The sequence below is a fragment of the Metabacillus lacus genome, assembly GCF_009674805.1.
Lineage (GTDB): Bacteria > Bacillota > Bacilli > Bacillales > Bacillaceae > Metabacillus_C > Metabacillus_C lacus.
In genome coordinates this window covers 23,279-41,762 of record NZ_WKKI01000023.1, presented here as the reverse complement: position 1 = coordinate 41,762, position 18,484 = coordinate 23,279, and the positions used below count along the sequence as shown (strand labels likewise).

Annotated in this window: 23 protein-coding genes; 7 read left to right on the top strand and 16 right to left on the bottom strand. The window is 40.8% G+C overall.

Going from position 1 to position 18,484, the window contains the following annotated elements; genetic code table 11:
• Nucleotides 1-36: 36 nt before the first annotated feature.
• A complete protein-coding gene (gene cdaS / locus GJU40_RS12425) occupies nt 37-648 on the bottom strand; it encodes a sporulation-specific diadenylate cyclase CdaS (RefSeq protein WP_154308076.1) in 612 nt (203 codons plus the stop codon).
• 286 nt (nt 649-934) lie between these two features.
• Between cdaS and GJU40_RS12420 the strand changes: the two genes are divergently transcribed.
• Nucleotides 935-2,296, top strand: a complete 1,362-nt coding sequence (locus tag GJU40_RS12420; RefSeq protein WP_154308075.1) for an MATE family efflux transporter — start codon at nt 935-937, stop codon at nt 2,294-2,296.
• 694 nt (nt 2,297-2,990) lie between these two features.
• Here the strand turns inward: GJU40_RS12420 and bshB2 are convergent.
• The 4 genes from bshB2 to rarD form a co-directional block, all read right to left on the bottom strand.
• Complete coding sequence (bshB2, locus tag GJU40_RS12415; RefSeq protein ID WP_154308074.1) at nt 2,991-3,659, bottom strand: bacillithiol biosynthesis deacetylase BshB2; 669 nt, start codon at nt 3,657-3,659, stop codon at nt 2,991-2,993.
• Between the two features lie 18 nt (nt 3,660-3,677).
• Nucleotides 3,678-4,028, bottom strand: a complete 351-nt coding sequence (locus GJU40_RS12410) for a YojF family protein (RefSeq protein ID WP_154308073.1) — start codon at nt 4,026-4,028, stop codon at nt 3,678-3,680.
• Nucleotides 4,025-4,309, bottom strand: coding sequence for a hypothetical protein (locus tag GJU40_RS12405; RefSeq protein ID WP_154308072.1), 285 nt, complete (start codon nt 4,307-4,309; stop codon nt 4,025-4,027). The genes GJU40_RS12410 and GJU40_RS12405 overlap by 4 nt, the downstream gene beginning before the upstream one ends.
• Nucleotides 4,310-4,411: 102 nt before the next feature.
• Entirely contained in the window at nt 4,412-5,344 is a 933-nt protein-coding gene (gene rarD, locus GJU40_RS12400; RefSeq protein WP_154308071.1) for an EamA family transporter RarD, read from the bottom strand.
• A gap of 130 nt (nt 5,345-5,474) precedes the next feature.
• Between rarD and GJU40_RS12395 the strand changes: the two genes are divergently transcribed.
• Nucleotides 5,475-5,936, top strand: a complete 462-nt coding sequence (locus GJU40_RS12395; protein ID WP_154308070.1) for a hypothetical protein — start codon at nt 5,475-5,477, stop codon at nt 5,934-5,936.
• A gap of 22 nt (nt 5,937-5,958) precedes the next feature.
• Here the strand turns inward: GJU40_RS12395 and GJU40_RS12390 are convergent, their stop codons facing one another.
• Together GJU40_RS12390 and GJU40_RS12385 are read right to left on the bottom strand one after the other, a co-directional pair.
• Complete coding sequence (locus GJU40_RS12390; protein WP_154308069.1) at nt 5,959-6,207, bottom strand: hypothetical protein; 249 nt, start codon at nt 6,205-6,207, stop codon at nt 5,959-5,961.
• 120 nt (nt 6,208-6,327) lie between these two features.
• Entirely contained in the window at nt 6,328-7,068 is a 741-nt protein-coding gene (locus GJU40_RS12385; protein ID WP_154308068.1) for a glucose 1-dehydrogenase, read from the bottom strand.
• Nucleotides 7,069-7,261: 193 nt separating this feature from the next.
• On the opposite strand from GJU40_RS12385, the gene GJU40_RS12380 reads away from it, so the two are divergent.
• A complete protein-coding gene (locus GJU40_RS12380) occupies nt 7,262-7,879 on the top strand; it encodes a nitroreductase family protein (RefSeq protein ID WP_246188358.1) in 618 nt (205 codons plus the stop codon).
• A 77-nt stretch (nt 7,880-7,956) separates the two neighbouring features.
• On the opposite strand, the gene GJU40_RS12375 is transcribed toward GJU40_RS12380, so the two are convergent.
• Nucleotides 7,957-8,370: a hypothetical protein gene (locus tag GJU40_RS12375; protein WP_425481223.1), complete on the bottom strand. Its 414-nt coding sequence runs from the start codon at nt 8,368-8,370 to the stop codon at nt 7,957-7,959.
• On the bottom strand, nt 8,348-8,614 hold the full coding sequence (locus GJU40_RS12370; protein ID WP_154308066.1) for a DUF1292 domain-containing protein: 267 nt from the start codon (nt 8,612-8,614) through the stop codon (nt 8,348-8,350). Before GJU40_RS12370 ends, GJU40_RS12375 begins: the two co-directional genes overlap by 23 nt.
• Nucleotides 8,615-8,841: 227 nt before the next feature.
• Between GJU40_RS12370 and GJU40_RS12365 the strand changes: the two genes are divergently transcribed.
• Nucleotides 8,842-10,077 (top strand): erythromycin esterase family protein, encoded by a 1,236-nt coding sequence (locus GJU40_RS12365; RefSeq protein WP_154308065.1) that lies wholly within the window; start codon nt 8,842-8,844, stop codon nt 10,075-10,077.
• Between the two features lie 60 nt (nt 10,078-10,137).
• On the opposite strand, the gene GJU40_RS12360 is transcribed toward GJU40_RS12365, so the two are convergent.
• The 4 genes from GJU40_RS12360 to GJU40_RS12345 all read right to left on the bottom strand — a co-directional run bounded on the left by GJU40_RS12360 (nt 10,138) and on the right by GJU40_RS12345 (nt 14,509).
• Nucleotides 10,138-10,740 (bottom strand): alpha/beta hydrolase, encoded by a 603-nt coding sequence (locus GJU40_RS12360; protein ID WP_154308064.1) that lies wholly within the window; start codon nt 10,738-10,740, stop codon nt 10,138-10,140.
• Between the two features lie 280 nt (nt 10,741-11,020).
• Nucleotides 11,021-12,415: a S41 family peptidase gene (locus tag GJU40_RS12355; RefSeq protein ID WP_154308063.1), complete on the bottom strand. Its 1,395-nt coding sequence runs from the start codon at nt 12,413-12,415 to the stop codon at nt 11,021-11,023.
• 127 nt (nt 12,416-12,542) lie between these two features.
• The gene (locus GJU40_RS12350; protein WP_154308062.1) at nt 12,543-12,992 is read right to left on the bottom strand and encodes a TlpA family protein disulfide reductase; all 450 of its coding nucleotides are present in this window, start codon (nt 12,990-12,992) and stop codon (nt 12,543-12,545) included.
• A gap of 356 nt (nt 12,993-13,348) precedes the next feature.
• Nucleotides 13,349-14,509 (bottom strand): chromate transporter, encoded by a 1,161-nt coding sequence (locus tag GJU40_RS12345; protein WP_154308095.1) that lies wholly within the window; start codon nt 14,507-14,509, stop codon nt 13,349-13,351.
• Nucleotides 14,510-14,650: 141 nt separating this feature from the next.
• Here GJU40_RS12345 and GJU40_RS12340 point away from each other — a divergent pair, with 141 nt between their 5' ends.
• From GJU40_RS12340 to GJU40_RS12330, 3 genes are all read left to right on the top strand, one after another.
• A complete protein-coding gene (locus tag GJU40_RS12340) occupies nt 14,651-14,923 on the top strand; it encodes a hypothetical protein (RefSeq protein ID WP_154308061.1) in 273 nt (90 codons plus the stop codon).
• 119 nt (nt 14,924-15,042) lie between these two features.
• Nucleotides 15,043-15,759 carry a class I SAM-dependent methyltransferase gene (locus tag GJU40_RS12335; RefSeq protein WP_154308060.1) on the top strand — a complete coding sequence of 239 codons (717 nt, stop codon included), beginning with the start codon at nt 15,043-15,045 and terminating at the stop codon, nt 15,757-15,759.
• Nucleotides 15,760-15,832: 73 nt separating this feature from the next.
• A complete protein-coding gene (locus GJU40_RS12330) occupies nt 15,833-16,105 on the top strand; it encodes a hypothetical protein (RefSeq protein WP_154308059.1) in 273 nt (90 codons plus the stop codon).
• A 23-nt stretch (nt 16,106-16,128) separates the two neighbouring features.
• On the opposite strand, the gene GJU40_RS12325 is transcribed toward GJU40_RS12330, so the two are convergent.
• The 3 genes from GJU40_RS12325 to deoD all read right to left on the bottom strand — a co-directional run bounded on the left by GJU40_RS12325 (nt 16,129) and on the right by deoD (nt 18,346).
• A complete protein-coding gene (locus tag GJU40_RS12325) occupies nt 16,129-16,653 on the bottom strand; it encodes a mismatch-specific DNA-glycosylase (protein ID WP_154308058.1) in 525 nt (174 codons plus the stop codon).
• On the bottom strand, nt 16,653-17,471 hold the full coding sequence (locus tag GJU40_RS12320; protein WP_154308057.1) for a M15 family metallopeptidase: 819 nt from the start codon (nt 17,469-17,471) through the stop codon (nt 16,653-16,655). Before GJU40_RS12320 ends, GJU40_RS12325 begins: the two co-directional genes overlap by 1 nt.
• Nucleotides 17,472-17,641: 170 nt before the next feature.
• Nucleotides 17,642-18,346: a purine-nucleoside phosphorylase gene (gene deoD, locus GJU40_RS12315; protein WP_154308056.1), complete on the bottom strand. Its 705-nt coding sequence runs from the start codon at nt 18,344-18,346 to the stop codon at nt 17,642-17,644.
• Between the last annotated feature and the right edge of the window lie 138 nt (nt 18,347-18,484).

The window sequence follows — 18,484 nt, the reverse complement described above, 5'->3', positions numbered from 1 at the left end:
ATCATGAAATCAGAATGTCAAAGACAATATTTAGGGCTATTCCGTCGTAAGCGGATACAAGTTCCCTCCAAAAGCAAAAGAAACTTTTCCGGTTTCTTCTGACACGACGAGTGCAAGTGCATCTGACACCTCTGTGATCCCTATGGCAGCTCTGTGGCGGGTACCGAGCTTATATTCGCCGGCATACAAGGTTGCCAAGGGCAGGATGTTTGCAGCAGATACAATGCTATCTCCCCTCACGAGCATACCGCCATCATGCAGCGGGTTGCCGGGATAAAAAATACTCTCTATCAAAGAAGAAGTGAATGCTGCTGAAACAGTTACACCCTTTTGAATCAAATGTTCTACAGAGTCACTGCGTTCTACAACAATTAATGCTCCATGCCGCTTTGAGGAGAGCTGCTGAACTGCTGTTGAGAGCTCTGCGTGTTTATCTGTATACTGTCCGAGATAGGACTGCAGATAATAAGCAGACGCGGTTGACTGAATTTTTCCAAGCAGGGCTTTCATATCATCCAGCTCGCAGAGAAAACAGCTGTTTTCTCCTTTAATGGAGAACAGCATTTTTTGTGATTCAGCTATCAGCTCATCTAAATAATCAGTAATCTTTGATTTAACCTCTTCCTCTAATTGCTGATTGAAAGTCATAGTTACTTTGGCCCCTTTTCTATAATAGATATTTTCTTACATTCAGCTGAATTCATTCACATGTTCTGCTTTCTTTTTGGAAAACTATTCAAAAAGGAGGTGGAACAGATGACTACAATGAAGATCATTCAATATATTTTTACATTTCTGGGCTGCTCCGCACTCGGTTTCTTTTATTACAATATGTTTAAGAAACATGACGAGCAGGACGAGGATCAAAAAAGCTAGCATCCTGAGATTTTCATGTTATAATTTCTTCATTATGAAAACACAGAAGGAATTTTGAATGAAAAAAACCAATACGCTAAAAGAAAAACTTAAGCAGTTCTCATTTATTCTCATCCCTATCTTTATTACCCAGCTAGGCTTGTTTTCTGTTAGTTTTCTCGATATTACGATGTCTGGAAATGTCAGCAAACATGATTTAGCTGGTGTAGCAATCGGCTCAAACCTCTGGATACCTATCTATACCGGCCTAAGCGGCATTCTGTTATCAATCACACCGATTGTTGCCCAGCTTGCAGGCGCCCAGAAGAGGAATCAGGTAACCTCATCCGTTTTTCAAGGACTCTACCTGTCAGCAGCCATTGCAATCGTCATTGTTATTGTAGGCTATTTATCTTTAAACCCTATTCTTAACAACCTAAACCTGGAGTCTGAAGTTGAACGCATTGCAAGGCAATATCTTTTTGCTTTATCATTTGGGGTTTTCCCGCTGTTTTTTTACACGGTGCTTCGCTGCTTTATTGATGCACTTGGCTTTACGAGGGTAACGATGATTATCACGCTCATGTCTTTGCCTATAAACTTTGTATTAAACTATCTCTTTATTTTTGGAGGATTTGGCTTTCCGAGATTGGGAGCGGTTGGTGCAGGAGTTGCTTCTGCCATTACCTACTGGTGCATAGCCGCCATTGCCGTATACATTGTAATCAAAAAGGTTCCGTTTCAATCTTTTCAGATTTTCAGCAAGCTGTTTAAGGTCGACTTGTCAAAGTGGAAAGAAATTCTCTTAGTCGGGCTTCCTATCGGCCTGGCGATTTTCTTTGAAACCAGTATTTTTGCAGCAGTTACATTGCTGATGAGCAATTTTGATACAGTGACGATTGCCTCCCATCAGGCAGCGATCAACTTTGCTTCTTTCCTGTACATGCTCCCTTTAAGCATTTCAATGGGTTTAACCATTGTAGTCGGATATGAAATAGGCGCTAAAAGACCTCGGGATGCAAAAGAATACAGTTATCTGGGAATTGCATGCGGCATTATATTGGCTGTGATTTCGGCTGGCATTATCTATTTTTTAAGACCTCAAATCGCCTCTCTTTATACCGGAGACAGAGAGGTGTTTATTATGACACAGGCATTTTTAATATATGCCATTTTCTTTCAGCTTTCCGACGCAATCGCTGCTCCAATTCAAGGTGCTTTGCGGGGCTATAAGGACGTCAATGTGGCATTTATTATGGCCTTGGTTTCCTATTGGGTAATTGGTCTTCCAATCGGCTACTTCCTTGGAACATATACAGAACTGGCAGCCTATGGTTACTGGGTCGGCCTGATCGCAGGACTGGCAGCAGGCGCTATCGGCCTTTCCGCAAGGCTGCTTACTATTCAAAAAAGAGCAGCACTCCTGCTCGAAAGCAAATAATTTTAATCATACCGGCTGGACAAACAAGCAAAAAGGAGACTTTCATGACATGAAGTCTCCTCAGACCGTAGACAAAACTCGGGGTTATCGTGTTTGCCTGCGGTCTATTTTATTTTAGCATATATTAATTTGGTTAAATTTCCACTCCGGGTGGACGCTTTCTGCGGGCGGGACCGAGCCGCTTCCCTCGCTGCGCTCAGTCCAGGGTCTGGACTATCCCGCTTTTACCCCAGGAGTCGCAACCCTCCGTTCCAATCAACTTATTACACTACATGCTAACCATTGATAAATTAGTTCCACAATATTACTTAGTTCGCAAGCTAGTATTTACTATTGATTTTTCAATGCAACAACTATATGCAAGACGAAAAAAGAAACGAGTATACGTGTATTCGCTGATGAATAGGAAAAGCATAATATGTCGGACAACCCTGCGAGTGATTGAAAATTGTCCTTGCAAGTGATGCTTCCTTTTGCGTGCCATAAGATTGAAGAAATTGGCTACCAGGACTTGGCAAGGTGCTAGCTTTGACTCACCGCCCGCTCCCCCGGAAAGCAAGGACCCGGAGCAGATATCAGTCTTTTCCCCACCATTCTTAACCCATTACATGAATAAAGGCAGCGAGAAGGGCTTCTCACTGCCTTTTGCCGGCAATCTAGAGAGACTTCAATAATTCGAAGTCTCCTTTTAACACTATGAGTTCTGCCACTGATAAGTCCAAAATCTCTCTTCCTCAAACCAATGCATAACCTCTGGATCTTTTGCTTTATATTTTTCTTCAAGCTGCTTTAGAAGTCCTTCAGTTTGGGAGCGATGGGCCTTAAGCGCCCTTAATTTTTGTTCTGCTGCTTCTCTTATATCAATGATCACATCAGCTTCACCTAATATTTGCTCCCTGTTCCTTGTAATAGCCATACAGTAAACAGGAGGACGCTTTTCAACCGGCATTCGCTTTACCGCATGTATGACAGCTGCGCCGGTTGCATCATGATCGGGATGGACTCCATGCCCAGGATAAAATGTAACAATCAAGGTAGGATGAATTTCTTTAATCATTTCTTCAATAATATTAGCAAAATTGTCGATATCTTCAAATTCAAGAGTTTTATCACGGAGGCCAAGCATTCTTAAGTCGGTAATGTCCATCTCTCTGCAGGCATCTTTCAGCTCACGCTTTCTAATTAATGGAAGAGTTTCTCTGTTTGCAAAGAGAGGATCACCCATATTTCTGCCCATTTCTCCCAAAGTTCCGCACGCATATGTAACCGGAACACCGGCTTTTCTGTGCAATGCTATTAAACCTGCCACTCCGAAAGCTTCATCATCAGGATGCGGCAGAACAACCAATACATGTTCCTGCATATATGTCTCTCCTTTCATTTAACCAGGGAATGGCGTTTCGCTCAACTGAAGTGCAATTGCCAGCTTTCCTTCTGCGTTATGTCCAGCCAATAACAGGCGATTGTTTTCATCGAAAATAAAATCAGTCAAACCTTCTGCATATACCCAGCCATGATCCATTTTCAATCCTACTCTAAAAGGACCTTCTCCGGTAATTTTAGCCTGCAGATACTCTATCTGAGTGTTTCTGATAAACGCAACCACAGTCATATTTGCTTCATTAAAATGGTTGGAATATGCTCCAGTTGTGGTTTCTAAATGTATGTACAGCTTTTTATGCAAAAAAGCGTCAAGATATTTCTGTACTTCATTTTTTAATATCGGCTTCATATCTTTCCTCCCTGATCTAGCGTTTTTAATAATTGAAGATGCAAGCTGATTAACGCTATTTTAACAGTATCTTCCAAATCAGAGATAACAATGCGTTCACTGGCCACAATATATTTTACCTCAGGAGACTTTCGGACCCTTGGATGAGTCAATTCGTCTTTCAGCTGCATCAGTATGGCTTTTTTCAATGTCACTTCTGCATCTTCACCGTCAGCAGAAAGCTCGCGGCTTTTCCATAGTGATCGATATGCGTGCAGCAGCTCTTGAAATGTTCTTTCCATTAATCATCTCTTCTTTCAGTTAGTATGAAATGTGATCCTTTACACATCATATCTCCTAATGTACTTTGACACAATTAAAAACGTCCCGGAAACCCGCAGACGCTACATACTTGCTGTTTTTTTCTTAGTTACTTTAAGCTCCAGCGCTTTTAACACTCTTGACTGTGAGAATGTGAATAGAAGCAATGCTGACCATATAAGGATAAAGGTCACTAATTCGACAGCCGAAAATGGTTCGCCGTAGATGATTACCCCAAGAAATAGTGTGATGGTCGGAGCAATATACTGCAGTATTCCAACCATGAACAGAGGAATTCGCTGTGCCCCGCTGGCAAATAGCAAAAGTGGAACCGCGGTGACAACTCCTGCTCCTACTAAAAGCAGCATAGTCATGCTGTCCCAATCCGCAAACGACGAAGCTCCACCGGCAAACGCCAAATAAATGATCGCAGCTGGAAGCACTGCCATCGTTTCAAAAGTAAGCCCGATTGTCGAGTTCAGTTTTGTGACCTTTTTGGTTAACCCATATAAACCGAAACTAAGTGCAAGAATGACGGCAACCCAAGGAAAAATGCCATAATGGATAGTCGTTATCAGTACGCCTGCACCTGCAAGCAGAAAAGAAGACTGCTGCCAAAGATTTAGTTTTTCCTTTAAAAAGATCATTCCCAGCAGCACGCTGACCAAGGGATTAATATAGTAGCCTAAGCTCGCATCAACCATGTGGGCGTTATTTACTGCCCATATGTATACAAACCAGTTTGTACTGATCAGTAAAGAAGAGACACATAGTGACACAATCAGCAGCGGCCTCTTTTTCATTTGATACAGAATGGATATAAAAGGAGTCCACTGCCGAGTAAAGGTTATCAATATCAGCATGAATATAAAAGACCAAAGAATGCGGTGCGCTAAGATTTCATCAGCAGGAACAGTTTCTACCAGCTTCCAGTAAACAGGCAGAATACCCCATAGCAAGTACGACAATGCCGTAAATACAATACCAGATTTATACGCAGAAGGGTTATTTTCCATGTATTTCACCTCCCTGTTTTTCTGATCAATTATACATGCGCCTACCAAACTTTCACAAGGAAAAAGAACTGAACAATTATGTAAATCTGGTCATATATTGTAGCAACTGCTGCACAAAGGGGGGATGAACTTGTTTCAATGGGGAAAGAACTTTCCATTTGGCTCAAACAGCCAGGGTGGAATGTTTCAAAACGGCAATGCAGCTGATGTGGAAGATTATATTCAACAGGTTATGACACAAGTATTCGGGCAGCCTGTTTCTACAGATACTAAAGCTTCGCACGTAAAGAATACTCGCACTTCCAAAGCAGAACCTGAAATATTTGAAACTTCACAGCATATTTATATGAAAGTACCCGCTGATCAGGACACCGCACAAAGTCTGCTGATCAGGCACTCATCTTACAAAGTTGAGCTGGCCAATTACCCTGATGCAGGAAAAACAGCTTCTTATTCCCTTCCCTCGCTCGTAAAAAGAAAAGGTACAAAAGTCAGCAGGCATGACGGATATATTGAAATTGCCTTTAGCAAAATCGATGATCCTTTATCAACTGAAATTCAAATATTTCCACAAAATAAAGAAGACCATTAGCGCTCTAATGGTCTTGCTTTTTTTAGTAAAAACCGCCATATCCAAATCCTGGACCAAAGCCAGCTCCCGGGCCGAACCCGCCATATCCGCCGAATCCGCCATATCCGCCGAATCCCGGACCATATCCGAAACCGACAGGATAAAAAGGTCTCGGCCTTACGATTGCACTTCCGATTAAGCCTCCTACCAATCCGCCTACAAATGGCGCTCCAAAAAGGAACGGTGCTCTTACACCATAATCCGGCTGTGCATACCGATAATAAGGACCCATCTCTTCACTCCTTTGTAAATATCTTTACATCTACAGGATATTCACCTAAAGAAAAAATGGTTGGGCATTTATCACAAGAGATTGATATCCACAGCTTTTTTGTACCGTAAGAATTTATGATCAGCCTTCTTCATAGATCATTTTTCTCGTCATACCGCCATCAATCACTAAATTTTCACCGTTTATAAAATTGTTGTCTGGCTCTGATAAATAATAGCACGCCTTGGCAATATCTACAGGCTTTCCAACCCTTCCGGATAAATGCTGATGATGATCAATCTCCCTTAGTCCCTCGTAGTCAGTCGTTTCAATCCAGCCGGGAGAAACAGCATTTACAGTGATGAATTTGTCAGCAAGTGACGCGGCGAGTGCATGAGTTAATGCAACAATACCTCCTTTTGTAGCAGCGTATGCCTCTGAATTCGGTTCAGACATAAATGCTCTTGTGGAAGCAATATTCACAATGCTTCCCCCTTTGCTTCTTTCCATATAAGGGACCGCTTCTCTTGAACATAAAAAAACGCTTCTTAAATTAACGTTGATTATCTGATCCCATTCTTCCACAGACAGCTTTAATGGAGATTCCCATTTTGAAAGTCCGGCATTGTTAACTAATACATCGATACTGCCAAATATTTCAAATGATTTTTTCATTAAATGAACAATATCCTCCGGTGAACTGACATCTGTTTTGATGAAACAGCTTTTTCCGCCTGCAGAGTCTATTTGCTCCTTTACGGTGCTGCCGGCTGATTCATCTACATCGGCCAGAACCACCCCATAGCCTTTCTTTGCAAAATAAATGGCTGTTTCTCGTCCAATTCCATTTGAAGCTCCAGTAATTACAGCAGTTTTCATCATATACCCTCCTTATTTATCCTTACCCTTTTTTCTATTTTGCCAGTTGTTTTATGATAAATTTCACCTGCTTTACCCAATATAAAACTGAGTCAATTTTCTTGACAGTAATTGCTGTAAACTTATATGATGACATCACTGCTTACGAAAGTATACCGCATTACTTAAAAGAGACATTGCGATGGAGGTTTTTAAATTGACAACAACAGAGGATTTATTGAATGTAATTACCAGCCGTACTTCTGTACGACATTATAACCCCGAAGTCAAAATCAGCAAGGAAGAACTTGAGAACATTCTTGAAACTGCAGGCAAGGCTCCTTCAGCCTGGAATCTTCAACACTGGCACTTTATGGTGTTCCACAGTGACGCTTCTAAAGAACGCTTGCTGCCGATTGCTTATAACCAAAAACAGATTGTAGAATCTTCAGCTGTTATCGCAGTCCTTGGCGATCTTGAAGCTGATAAAAAGACTGAAACTGTTTATACGCCTCTTGTAGACGCGGGCTTTATGTCAAAAGAGATTATGGAGTCGCTTGCGGGGCAGATTAACAGAGCATATGACAATCCTGTTAACGCAAGAGATGCAGCACATACAAATGCTTCCCTTGCAGCTATGCAGTTCATTTTAACTGCTAAAGCAAAGGGCTATGATACTTGTTCAATCGGAGGTTTTGACGCGCAAAAACTAAAAGAGGAATTTGCTGTTTCAGACCGGTTCGTACCTGTTATGCTGATTACAATCGGACAAGCAGCTAAGCCTGCACATAAAAGTGAGCGTCTTCCACTAAATGAAGTAACTACCTGGCTGTAAAAAGAAGCATCGGTTCCCCGATGCTTTTTCGTTTATCTGAGCTTCATCGAAGTTAATAAAAAATAAGAAGATAATCGTCATTCCGGCTGTTTGTATACCGCATCATAAGAATTAATCCCTGCATGTACTGATAATAATGTATCTGCATATCCTGCCAGCCTGTTAACAATCTCTTCACATATAGCATAGACCATCTGCCCTCTAGGCTGAGTGCAGAGTTCTTCATTTTCAATCAGAATGGTTGTATTCATCATAATGTCCCTGTTTCCCATTAAGTTATAATGAAGAAAGGCTTTTCCAGCGGCTCCCCCGGTCCTCGTGTCAGTATATCCCGGTATAAAAATATACCATTCTTCTGCAGTTGCGGAGCGAAAATTTTTCGTAAAGGAAAGCTCTTGCAGTATGATGTTCAACTCACTTTGCTGACTTTCGGGGAGGAGATCCAAAATCTCTCCTTTTTTTCTTCCTTCAGGCTCTTTCATTTTCTTCATTAGCAACTGCTGATGCAGCAATATGATAAGCATCTATGATAGAATCTTTTTCTCTGTCACTGATGCTGACCAAATACTGATCTTCACCTTCTTCTTCCACCTTGAGTACAAGAGATTCTCCCTCTCCTGAAAGCAATGCATAAGAAGAGCCGTTCATATCAAAAAGAGCTTCCACCCGAAGCACTCTTTCGCGTCCGTTGCTGTCCTGAATTGTGACCGAGTCTCTAACAGTATGGCTGTTCATGTTCCCACCTCCCCTTTTACTTTACAATTCCCAACTGCAGCATGTCTTATCACTTTCTACATAGTTCAATCTCTGTTAGCGCATAACTTGTTTTCTTTTCACTCAAGATAAATGGATACTGAGAAGATCAGGAGTAAAAAGAAACTACCCTTTACATCAATGGTTAATTGAGCTTTCTTAATAGCTTGTAAAGTATTATTTCAACCAATCCTAGAGGAGGCACAGAAATGAGAAAAGCGATTAATGATTTTTCCATCCCCTTTGAGCCGCAGCAAGATAGTATTACAAGGCTTCTGAATGAAATAGGAAATGCACAGTATGTTCTGCTTGGCGAATCGTCACATGGAACTTCGGAATTTTATAGCATTCGAAGTGAAATTACAAAAAGACTGATTGAAGAGAAAGGTTTTACTGTGGTCGGCATTGAAGGAGACTGGCCTTCCAGCCAGGCTGTTAATGAATACGTAAAAGAGAAAAATCCTCACTATTGCAAAGCAAAAGAAGCATTATCAGAATTTAAACGCTGGCCCTCCTGGATGTGGGCAAATGAAGAGATGATCAGCTTAATTGAATGGATGAGGGAGAAGAACCTTGAAAAGCACTTTCATGAAAGAACTGGTTTTTATGGACTGGATGTTTACAGCCTCTGGGAGTCCTTGGAGAAAATTTATGATTATATAGAAAAGACAGGACGGGGTGATGTGGAAGCACTTCGAAAAGTTTTTGAGTGTTTTGATCCTTTTCAGCAAGACAATGAAAAGTATGCGATTTCTGCTGCTGTGCAACATGAAAGCTGTCTTCATGAGGTGACTAATCTGCTGGTTGACGTAAAGAAGAATTATGAGAACAAGCTCAATCTTAGTGAAGAAAATTTTGGCGCCATGATAAATGCTCTCGTTGTCTCCCATGCAGAGAAATACTATCGTTCCATGGTCTTTCATAATCATGAATCATGGAATATAAGAGACCGGCACATGGTTGAGGCACTAAACACCATTATGAAATTTCACGGCAGCACAGCTAAGGCTGTTATCTGGGAGCATAATACCCACGTCGGTGATGCCAGGGCAACCGATATGAAAAAGGATGGCATGGTAAACGTAGGGCAGCTGCTTAGAGAACAGGAAAGTCCGGAGAATGTGTATATTGTTGGCTTTGGCACATACAGCGGTACAGTCATCGCCTCTGAAAGCTGGGGAAATAACTATGAAGTCATGAATGTACCGAATGCACAAAGCGGGAGCTGGGAAGAATTGCTTCATCAAGAAGGAGCAGCTGATAAAATGATCCTTTTCAGTTCGGAGAATGCAGACAAATTCTCCAATGAAATAGGTCATCGTGCCATAGGTGTTGTGTATCACCCGGAATATGAGGCTCATGGAAATTATGTTCCTTCTATCATGTCAGCAAGGTATGATGCTTTTATATTTCTTAATGAAACCACCCATCTGCATCCTTTTTAAATACTTTCAGCTGACGGCACCTCAGTAAAAAAGGCTGATGGAGGTACCATCAGCCTTCGTTTAAAAAATTTTTTTATACCACTCTGCCGCTGCTTCTGCTTCCGTTCCAGTCAGCTGATGACCTTGCTGTTCCCAATGGACATGAACATCAGCACCGGCTTCAGTGAGGTGCTGTTCTAGCTCATTCGTTTCCTGAGGTGTACAAATTGGATCATTACTTCCTGCACCGATAAAAACAGGAACACCAGTTAAATTAGGAAGCTTCATTCCTCTGAGCGGCACCATTGGATGATGAAGAATTGCTCCTGCAAATGGATTGGAGTAATGAAACAGGATACTAGCCGCAATATTTGCACCATTGCTGTAGCCCGCTGCAATGACCTTTTCATTGTTAAAAGAATATGTTTTGGATGCCTCTCCGATAAAATCATACAGCTCTTTTGTTCTGAACTTTAAATCCTCTTCATCAAATACTCCTTCAGCAAGCCTTCTGAAAAAACGAGGCATTCCGTTTTCCAGAACGTTTCCTCTGATACTGAGAATGTTCGCAGAAGGGTCTATGATGGATGCCAAGGAAAGCAGATCATGTTCATTCCCGCCTGTTCCATGAAGCAGCAGTAAAGTATGTCCATCTTCTGCACCCTGCTTAAAAATGTGTTTCATGAGTTACCTCCTTTACAGCGTAACAATCACTATAAATTATCTTGAATTCAAATTAATTATAATTTGCGGGCTGTTGAAAGTCAAATGCCGGCTCCGGAAATCATGATAGGTAGCAGTTACATTTAAAGGTGAGAAGTTTATCTATCTTTCACCCTGTTATAAATTACTTCATCAGCCATTCATTTTAGTATACACTCACAAAAAAACCCAAAAGCCTTTATCATACCGGCTTTTGGGATATAATCTCTCTTTTACTTTCTGCACTATGAAAAGCAGAGTATTATGAAGATGTTTCCTGCAGCAGCTGCTTGGCAGCTTGAATTTGAGTGTCGTTTTCTTGTATCTGCTCTCTAAGCTTTTCCATAATCAATAAAGTTGTCTGTCCGCTGATTTCTTTATTTGCCTGAATTCCGTTGGCTTCCTGAAAGCTGGACACTGCTTGTTGGGTATCCTCATCATATACGCCATTTTCCGTTACCTCATATCCTAGCGCTTTTAGCATTTGCTGAGCTGTCTTCACTTCAGGTGAAGAATCACCCTGTTTCATCGCTTTTTCCGGATTTAAGAATGGCAGATTTGCATACTCCGGCAGTTTCGCTTCCTGCTGAGGCTCTATACCCTTTTGATGCACCCATGTTCCAGCAGGTGTCAGCCATTTTGCAATTGTATATTTAATAGAGGAACCGTCATCAAGTACCTTGGCAGTTTGGATTGTGCCTTTACCGAATGTTTTTGTCCCCACTATTGGAATATTCCCTGACTCATGAAGAGCAGCGGCCATAATTTCACCTGCACTGGCAGTCCCTTCGTCAACTACAACAACGACAGGCAGTGTAACTGCAGCGTCTTGTTTGGCTTGATAAACTTCCTTTGAGCCGTTTTTATTTTCAACCTGCATAATGGTGCTTCCCTTTTCAAGAAATAAGTCACTCATCGCAAGTGCCTCATCCATCAAACCACCAGGATTTTGGCGGAGATCCAATATGATACTTTCAACATTCTCGTTGCTCAACTCATTTAATGCCTGGCTGAGCTCCTCACCGGTGCTGTCTGAAAATTTAGTAATCTGGATTTTCCCTATGTTTCCGTCTATCACTTCAGAGTAAACAGTTTCAATTGGAATGGTATCTCTGGTGATGGTAACATCAATGTTACCAACTCCTTCACGTTCAATATTCAGCGTAACGTTTGACCCTTTCTCACCTCTGATCAGCATAACTGCTTCATTTACTGTCATTCCTTCTACTGACTGGTCGTCCACTTTCAAAATGGTATCTCTCGGCCTGATTCCTGCTTTTTCTGCAGGAGATCCTTTGATAGGCGTGACAATCATAATAGTTCCGTTATTTTCTTGCACTTCTGCACCAATTCCTTCAAAAGAAGAACTGATATTTTCGTTAAAACCTTTCGCTTCTTCTTTATCCATATAAGTACTGTAAGGATCATCAAGCGATTCTATCATCCCTTTTATTGCTCCATCCACAAGCTTGGCATCATCCGCATTTTCATAGAAGTCTCTTTTTATAGTATCAAAAGTAGAAAACAGTTTGTTAAATTCCTCATGATCTGCAGGGGCAGCAGTTGGCTGCTGCTGAGTAAAATTCACAGTGACTGTGTATGTTAAAAATGCTGTTATAGCAATTATTACGATATATTTAAGAGTATTGTTATTCAAGCAGTACACCACCTTTGATTATGATTATGAGGAACTTAACTGAAAAGGTCAACAATTAACTTCCGTCTAAAAAAAGAGGCTGGCAGACTATCAGTATAACTGACTCTCTGCCGCCTCTCTTTAATCATTATTTCTCTTCTTTTCCAAGTACCCTGTTGATTCTTTTCTTCAGCATATTCATCCCGCTGCCGCCTGCCTGGAAGTGTCTGAGCTTGCCTTCCTGATCAAAAACGTAATATGCAGGAACATATTTATTTTCGAATGCTTCTGTTAGTGTATGCTGGCTGTCCACAAAAATGGGTTGAGTAATATCATGGCCCATTGCCATCTGCTTAATCACTTCAATATCTAAATCATCTTCTGAACGAGGCATATGAACTGCAACTACATTCAGCTCATCCTCATACTCGTCACGCAATTCATTGATTTCCGGCATAGCTTCTTTACAAAGGTAGCAGCTCACAGACCAGAAGTGAAAAAGAGTCGCTTTATCTCCAAGAAGTTCATCTTTTGTAACCTCATCATTAATCCATTGGGTAGCACCTGTTAATGCAGGCATTTCTTCTCTAAGCTTCATATGTAATTTCCTCCTGAGCAGTTTTCGCTATATTAATTATTAAATAACAATTAATATAATAAAACAATAAGCCCAGTATAGTCAATACTTCTTTATAATAATTGTTATATAATTCTCTTTCTTGTCATATATTATACTAGGCAAAAGATGCTGATGCACATAATCTGCTTATCCGCTCTCATTAACCTGTATTTCTTCTGAGCTTTTCATGACTCTTTTTTCTCCATGAGAAAAGGACAGCTGCATCAGCTGTCCTTTCTTAATTTCATACAATTCAGTTTCATGCTTACAAGCACAAAAAAAATGAATTTTAAAGCAAATTGAATCTTTTTTGTTAAGCTCGTTACCGCCTGCTGCTATAAAAATAAAGCTCCCGCCAAAGCAGTTAATACAACAATCAGCCAAGCGGGCACTTTCCAATACTGCAGCAGCAGGAAGGAAATCAACGCAATGATGAAATGAACAGTACTGTATATAGTGCTTGTCCATACGGGATTATAGAGAGCAGCAAGCAAAATTCCGACAACAGCAGCATTTACTCCCGTTAATGCTGCCTGAACTTTCGGCATGCTTCTCACTTTGCTCCAGAAAGGGATTATTCCGATAACCAAAAGAAATGACGGCAAAAAAACAGCTGCAGTAGCGATTACTGCTCCGCTTAATCCGTTAATTGATGTGCCTAGAAAGCTTGCAAATGTAAAAAGTGGTCCAGGAACTGCCTGCGCAGCACCATAACCGGCAATAAAGGTTTCCGGATCTATTAATCCATTCGGGACAACTTCTCTTTCAATTAGCGGAAGAACAACATGTCCTCCTCCAAATACGATCGATCCCACTCTATAGAAGGTGTCAAACAGCTGTATATGAATGTTATCAGTCAAAGTCCTGAGAAGAGGGAGGCCGGCAAGAAGAATCCCAAATACCGCAAGCGCGGCAGCCCCCATCCTTTTACTGATGTTTACCGGAATTTCCGCTGACTTTTCCAATACATTATTTTTGTAAAGAAGAATGCCGATCAACCCTGCTGCTGCGATAATTGCAATTTGTACAAACGCGTTTGGCAGCAAAAGCGTGAATGCTGCTGCTGCAGCTGCAATGGTAATCCTCTCTTTGTCTGGAGTCAGCTTGCTGCCCATGCCGAGTATTGCTTGGAGAATGACAGCTACGGCTACAATTTTCAAGCCTTGAAGCCATCCTGCGTCTGCGATTTCATAAGTATGTACCAATTGGGCGAATAAAATTAAAGCGATCACAGAAGGAAGTGTAAAACCTATCCAAGATAATATGCCCCCCAGCATTCCTCCCCTGATAGTACCGATTGCGATTCCAACCTGGCTGCTGGCAGGTCCAGGAAGAAACTGACAAAGTGCAATCAAATCAGCATAACTCTTCTCATCAAGCCATTGTCTCTTTTTTACGTACTCATTCCTAAAATAACCGAGATGTGCAATGGGTCCTCCAAAGGAAGTGAAACCCAATTTTGTAGAAACGAGTAATATCTCAATCCACTTTTTCATCATAAACTGCAAAATCCTTTCATCATAAATTCTTCTCTTTCATGATATCGAAATTTTTTAGTTTTCGACAGATTTCATGAGATTTTATTGTAAATATTGTGTAAATTTTATTTCAACAACGTTAACAGGAGGAACATCAGCATGAAATTAAATGAATACATGACTCAGTCAACTTATGATTGCATTCAGTTTGCTTATGAATTGCTCAGGGAAACTGAAAGCCAAATTCTAGCGAACAAACTTTACTACCGCAATCAGGTAAAAAAATATCTCTCCGTTAGAATTGATCAATATTTAGGGCCGCTGAAAGTAAAATGTTCTTTAAAAGCTGTTATGAAAGCGGAAATACAGCTTCTTATTGAAAGAAAAGTAAATACCCTTATGGATGAACATTCATTTCTCAATTGTCTGTAAAACACAATGATTTCCTCTCTGCATAATATAAATAACAGTGTATTTGGCGGGTCAATGTATTATGGCACGTCCAAACTAACAAATGCTGCTTATTAATAACTGCAAGGAGAGAAGTGTGTGTGTCTAATTATTTAAAAATGCTTTCTTCTTTTGGAGTCAGCGGTGCCCATCCTGGTGGTTTTGCTTTGACCAAAGCAATCATTGAAAAAGCCGGCATACAAAAAAACAGGCATATTCTTGATGCTGGGTGCGGTACTGGTCAGACTCTTGAATATTTGCTGCAAAATGGATATTCAGCAGTTGGTGCAGATGTTGATTCAGTTATGATTGAAAAAGCAGCTGCCAGACTTCAGCCGGAATTTCCGAAAACAAAATTGTATCATTGTTCAATAGAAGCTTCATTGCTTCCAGATTCATCGTTTGATATTGTATTGTCAGAATCTGTACTGAACTTTACAAACCTGTCCCTCTCTCTCCCGGAATGCTTCAGAATTTTAAGAAATACCGGTATTCTGCTTAGTATAGAACCTGTTATTGAAAAGATACTTTCACCAAAGACAGTTAAAAAACTTTTAAGTTTTTACGGATTTCAACAGCTGTTCACTACAGAAGAATGGAGAAAACATTTTAGGGATGCAGGCTTTCAAAACGTCCAAATTATGAATGATGATGACTATATTTATAATAGGGAAGATTCTATATCTGAATTTCTTGCCGATGCTGTCGTGCCGGAACAATATTACAAGGTACTGTCAGATCACCAGAAGCTTACTGTAAAACATAAGGGAGATTTGGGATATAGAATTTTTATGTGCGAAAAATTCCCCTGTTCATAGTTATATGTACAAACCTTCCTTCTCCATTCTTCATAGCTTATTAATGTAATGAAGCAGGAGAAGGAGGAGAAACATGGATTATTATCGTTTATGCTGTCAGCATCACAATCAAATCGTGCGAATTAATGACCGGTATGGAAATGTACACGTAGGCAGAATCATGAACGTGACCAGAAGCAAAGTGTATCTTCAGCCGGTAAGTGCCCCAAGAGGTCCAAGAGGCTATGGACTTGGATACTATGGCGGGTACCGTGGCAGAGGATACGGTTATGGATACGGCTATGGTGTATACGGTTTGGGAATCGGTCTTATCACTGGTTTCGCCCTTGGATTGCTATTCTGGTAAAAGCTAAAAAATCTTCCATTTTTTTATGGAAGATTTTCTTTCATTATATATTGTGCCAAATCGCTGTAAATACGAAGGATTTCCTCCATAGGCATTCTGACAAGCCCGCTGGAGGATGGGGCGACAAAGAATTGAACCCCTGTATCCAAAGGGTATTCTTGAAATCCCCAAGAAGCTGAATTAAGCTTTGTAAATGCAAGATATACTCCCTTGCCAACAAAACAGCAAACCTTAGGTGAAATCAGCTTCAGTTTTCTGCTTAATTCCTTCCTGCCATGCTCATATTCAGCAGCCGAAATTTCGCGTGCTGTTTTAGTGGGCCTGAAAGCGAGATTGGTAAACCCGAAGCCTTTTTCAAAAAGAAGGATATCCTCCTGAGGCAGGTAAAGCCGCTCCGTAATGCCAGACAGGTATAGAAGCTTATAAAACCGATTATGTTTGCTTGCATATCTGTGCCCTGTTTGATAGCTCGCCAGACTGGGATTAAAACCAACAAATAAAACTGTTACATGATCTCCAATCAGTTCCAGGATAACCTCTTTTTGCATTATATTTCTTTCACCTGTTGAAAGTATTCTTCCAGAGTCAGCTGATGCTGATGCAAAAGCTGCGCTGTTTCCACTCCTACATAACGGAGATGCCAAGGCTCGTACTGATATTGGGTTATGTCTTGTTTATCTTCAGGATATCTGATAATGAATCCAAATAGATGTGCGTTTTCCTGTACCCATATTCCTTCGGGTGTTTCACCGAAATATTCGGTAATATCTAAATCTGCACTTTTTGAGGTAACATCCATGGCAAGCCCTGTTTGATGCTCACTCTGGCCGGGAAGTGCAACTGCCTGCAGGGCGTGTTCTTCGCCTTTATGCTTCGTTTCAGCCGTAAAGATGCCTTCCTGACGCTGATAGGATCGAAAGCCTGAGACGGCAAACAGTTCTACACCTTCCCCTTCAGCCGCAGCAAAAAGTTCTTCCAGCGCTTCAGCTGCTTCTTTTCTTAAGTAACGCTGCGGCACATCGGCATCTCCAAACGAAAAAGGCACATTAGGAGCCGTAAGGTCAGCAGGTTCATAAGAAGGCGGCAGTGCGTACTCCTTATTCACAAGCACCAGTAAATTGTCAGGATTTTGAATGACCGCTTTGCTGTCCGCTTCTACTACTTCATTAAAGTACTCCTTTTCCAAAAGCATATTTTCCGAAGCTTGTCCCTCTATTTTTGGTTCTATCCCTTCAGTTAATGGCTCTTTTGCAGGCACATCATCTTTTTGAAAAAAGCTTAAGTCAGTTGGAAGCTTCAGTCCTGAACAGCCCGCCAGACCAAAACTGATGCAGGTAACTAAAACACATACGATCCATTTGTTCATAATTTCAAAAACCACCTTCATTCAACTTCACTACACCATTTTATCACTATTGACAAAAAATCAAAAAACTATTTCTGTCAATTTTCATTTAGCGAAGAAAATTGTATAAAAGGCAAGGTACAATTGAAAAAAAATAACATTTTCAAAATGAAAATGTTATTTTAAAGTATTTATGATTGTATTGCAGCTTCCAGAGCTACCTCTATCATTTCATTAAAAGTTGATTGACGTTCTTCTGCCGTTGTTTCTTCGCCAGTAAGGATATGATCACTGACTGTTAGGACTGATAATGCATTTCGATCGAATTTAGATGCAAGGGTATAAAGGGCTGTTGTTTCCATTTCAACTGCAAGCACACCGTATCTGGCCAGTCTTTCCAGCTGGGAATCCTCGTTGTAAAATTGGTCGGCTGTAAATACATTGCCCACTTTCATTTTCAGCCCTTTTTCTGTTCCTGCATCATAAGCTTTCTTAAGAAGATCAAAATTAGCAGTTGGTGCATAGTCAATACCGCCAAATGCAATTCTATTCATTTGTGAATCGGTGGAAGAACTCATGGCAAGAATGACATCCCTTACTTTTACATCCTTTTGAATGGCTCCGCATGTTCCCACCCTGATCAGGTTTTGAACATTGTAGCTTGAAATCAGCTCGTTTACATAGATAGAAATGGACGGAACACCCATGCCTGTTCCTTGAACAGATAATTTTCTGCCTTTATATGTACCGGTGTAGCCAAGCATCCCTCTCACTTCATTATAACAATGGATATCCTCTAAAAAGGTCTCAGCAATATATTTTGCCCGCAATGGATCTCCGGGCAGAAGAATAGACTCTGCTATTTCTCCCTCTTTTGCACCTATATGTACACTCATAATTAGTCCCTCCTGCTTGTTTATAGCAAATACACTATATCACAAGCATTAGAAAAATGAAAAGTTATCCATGGGATTTTCGTTAAAACTTACTATGATAAGTTGCTGCTAAAAGGCAAAACTAACTGATGAAACTAT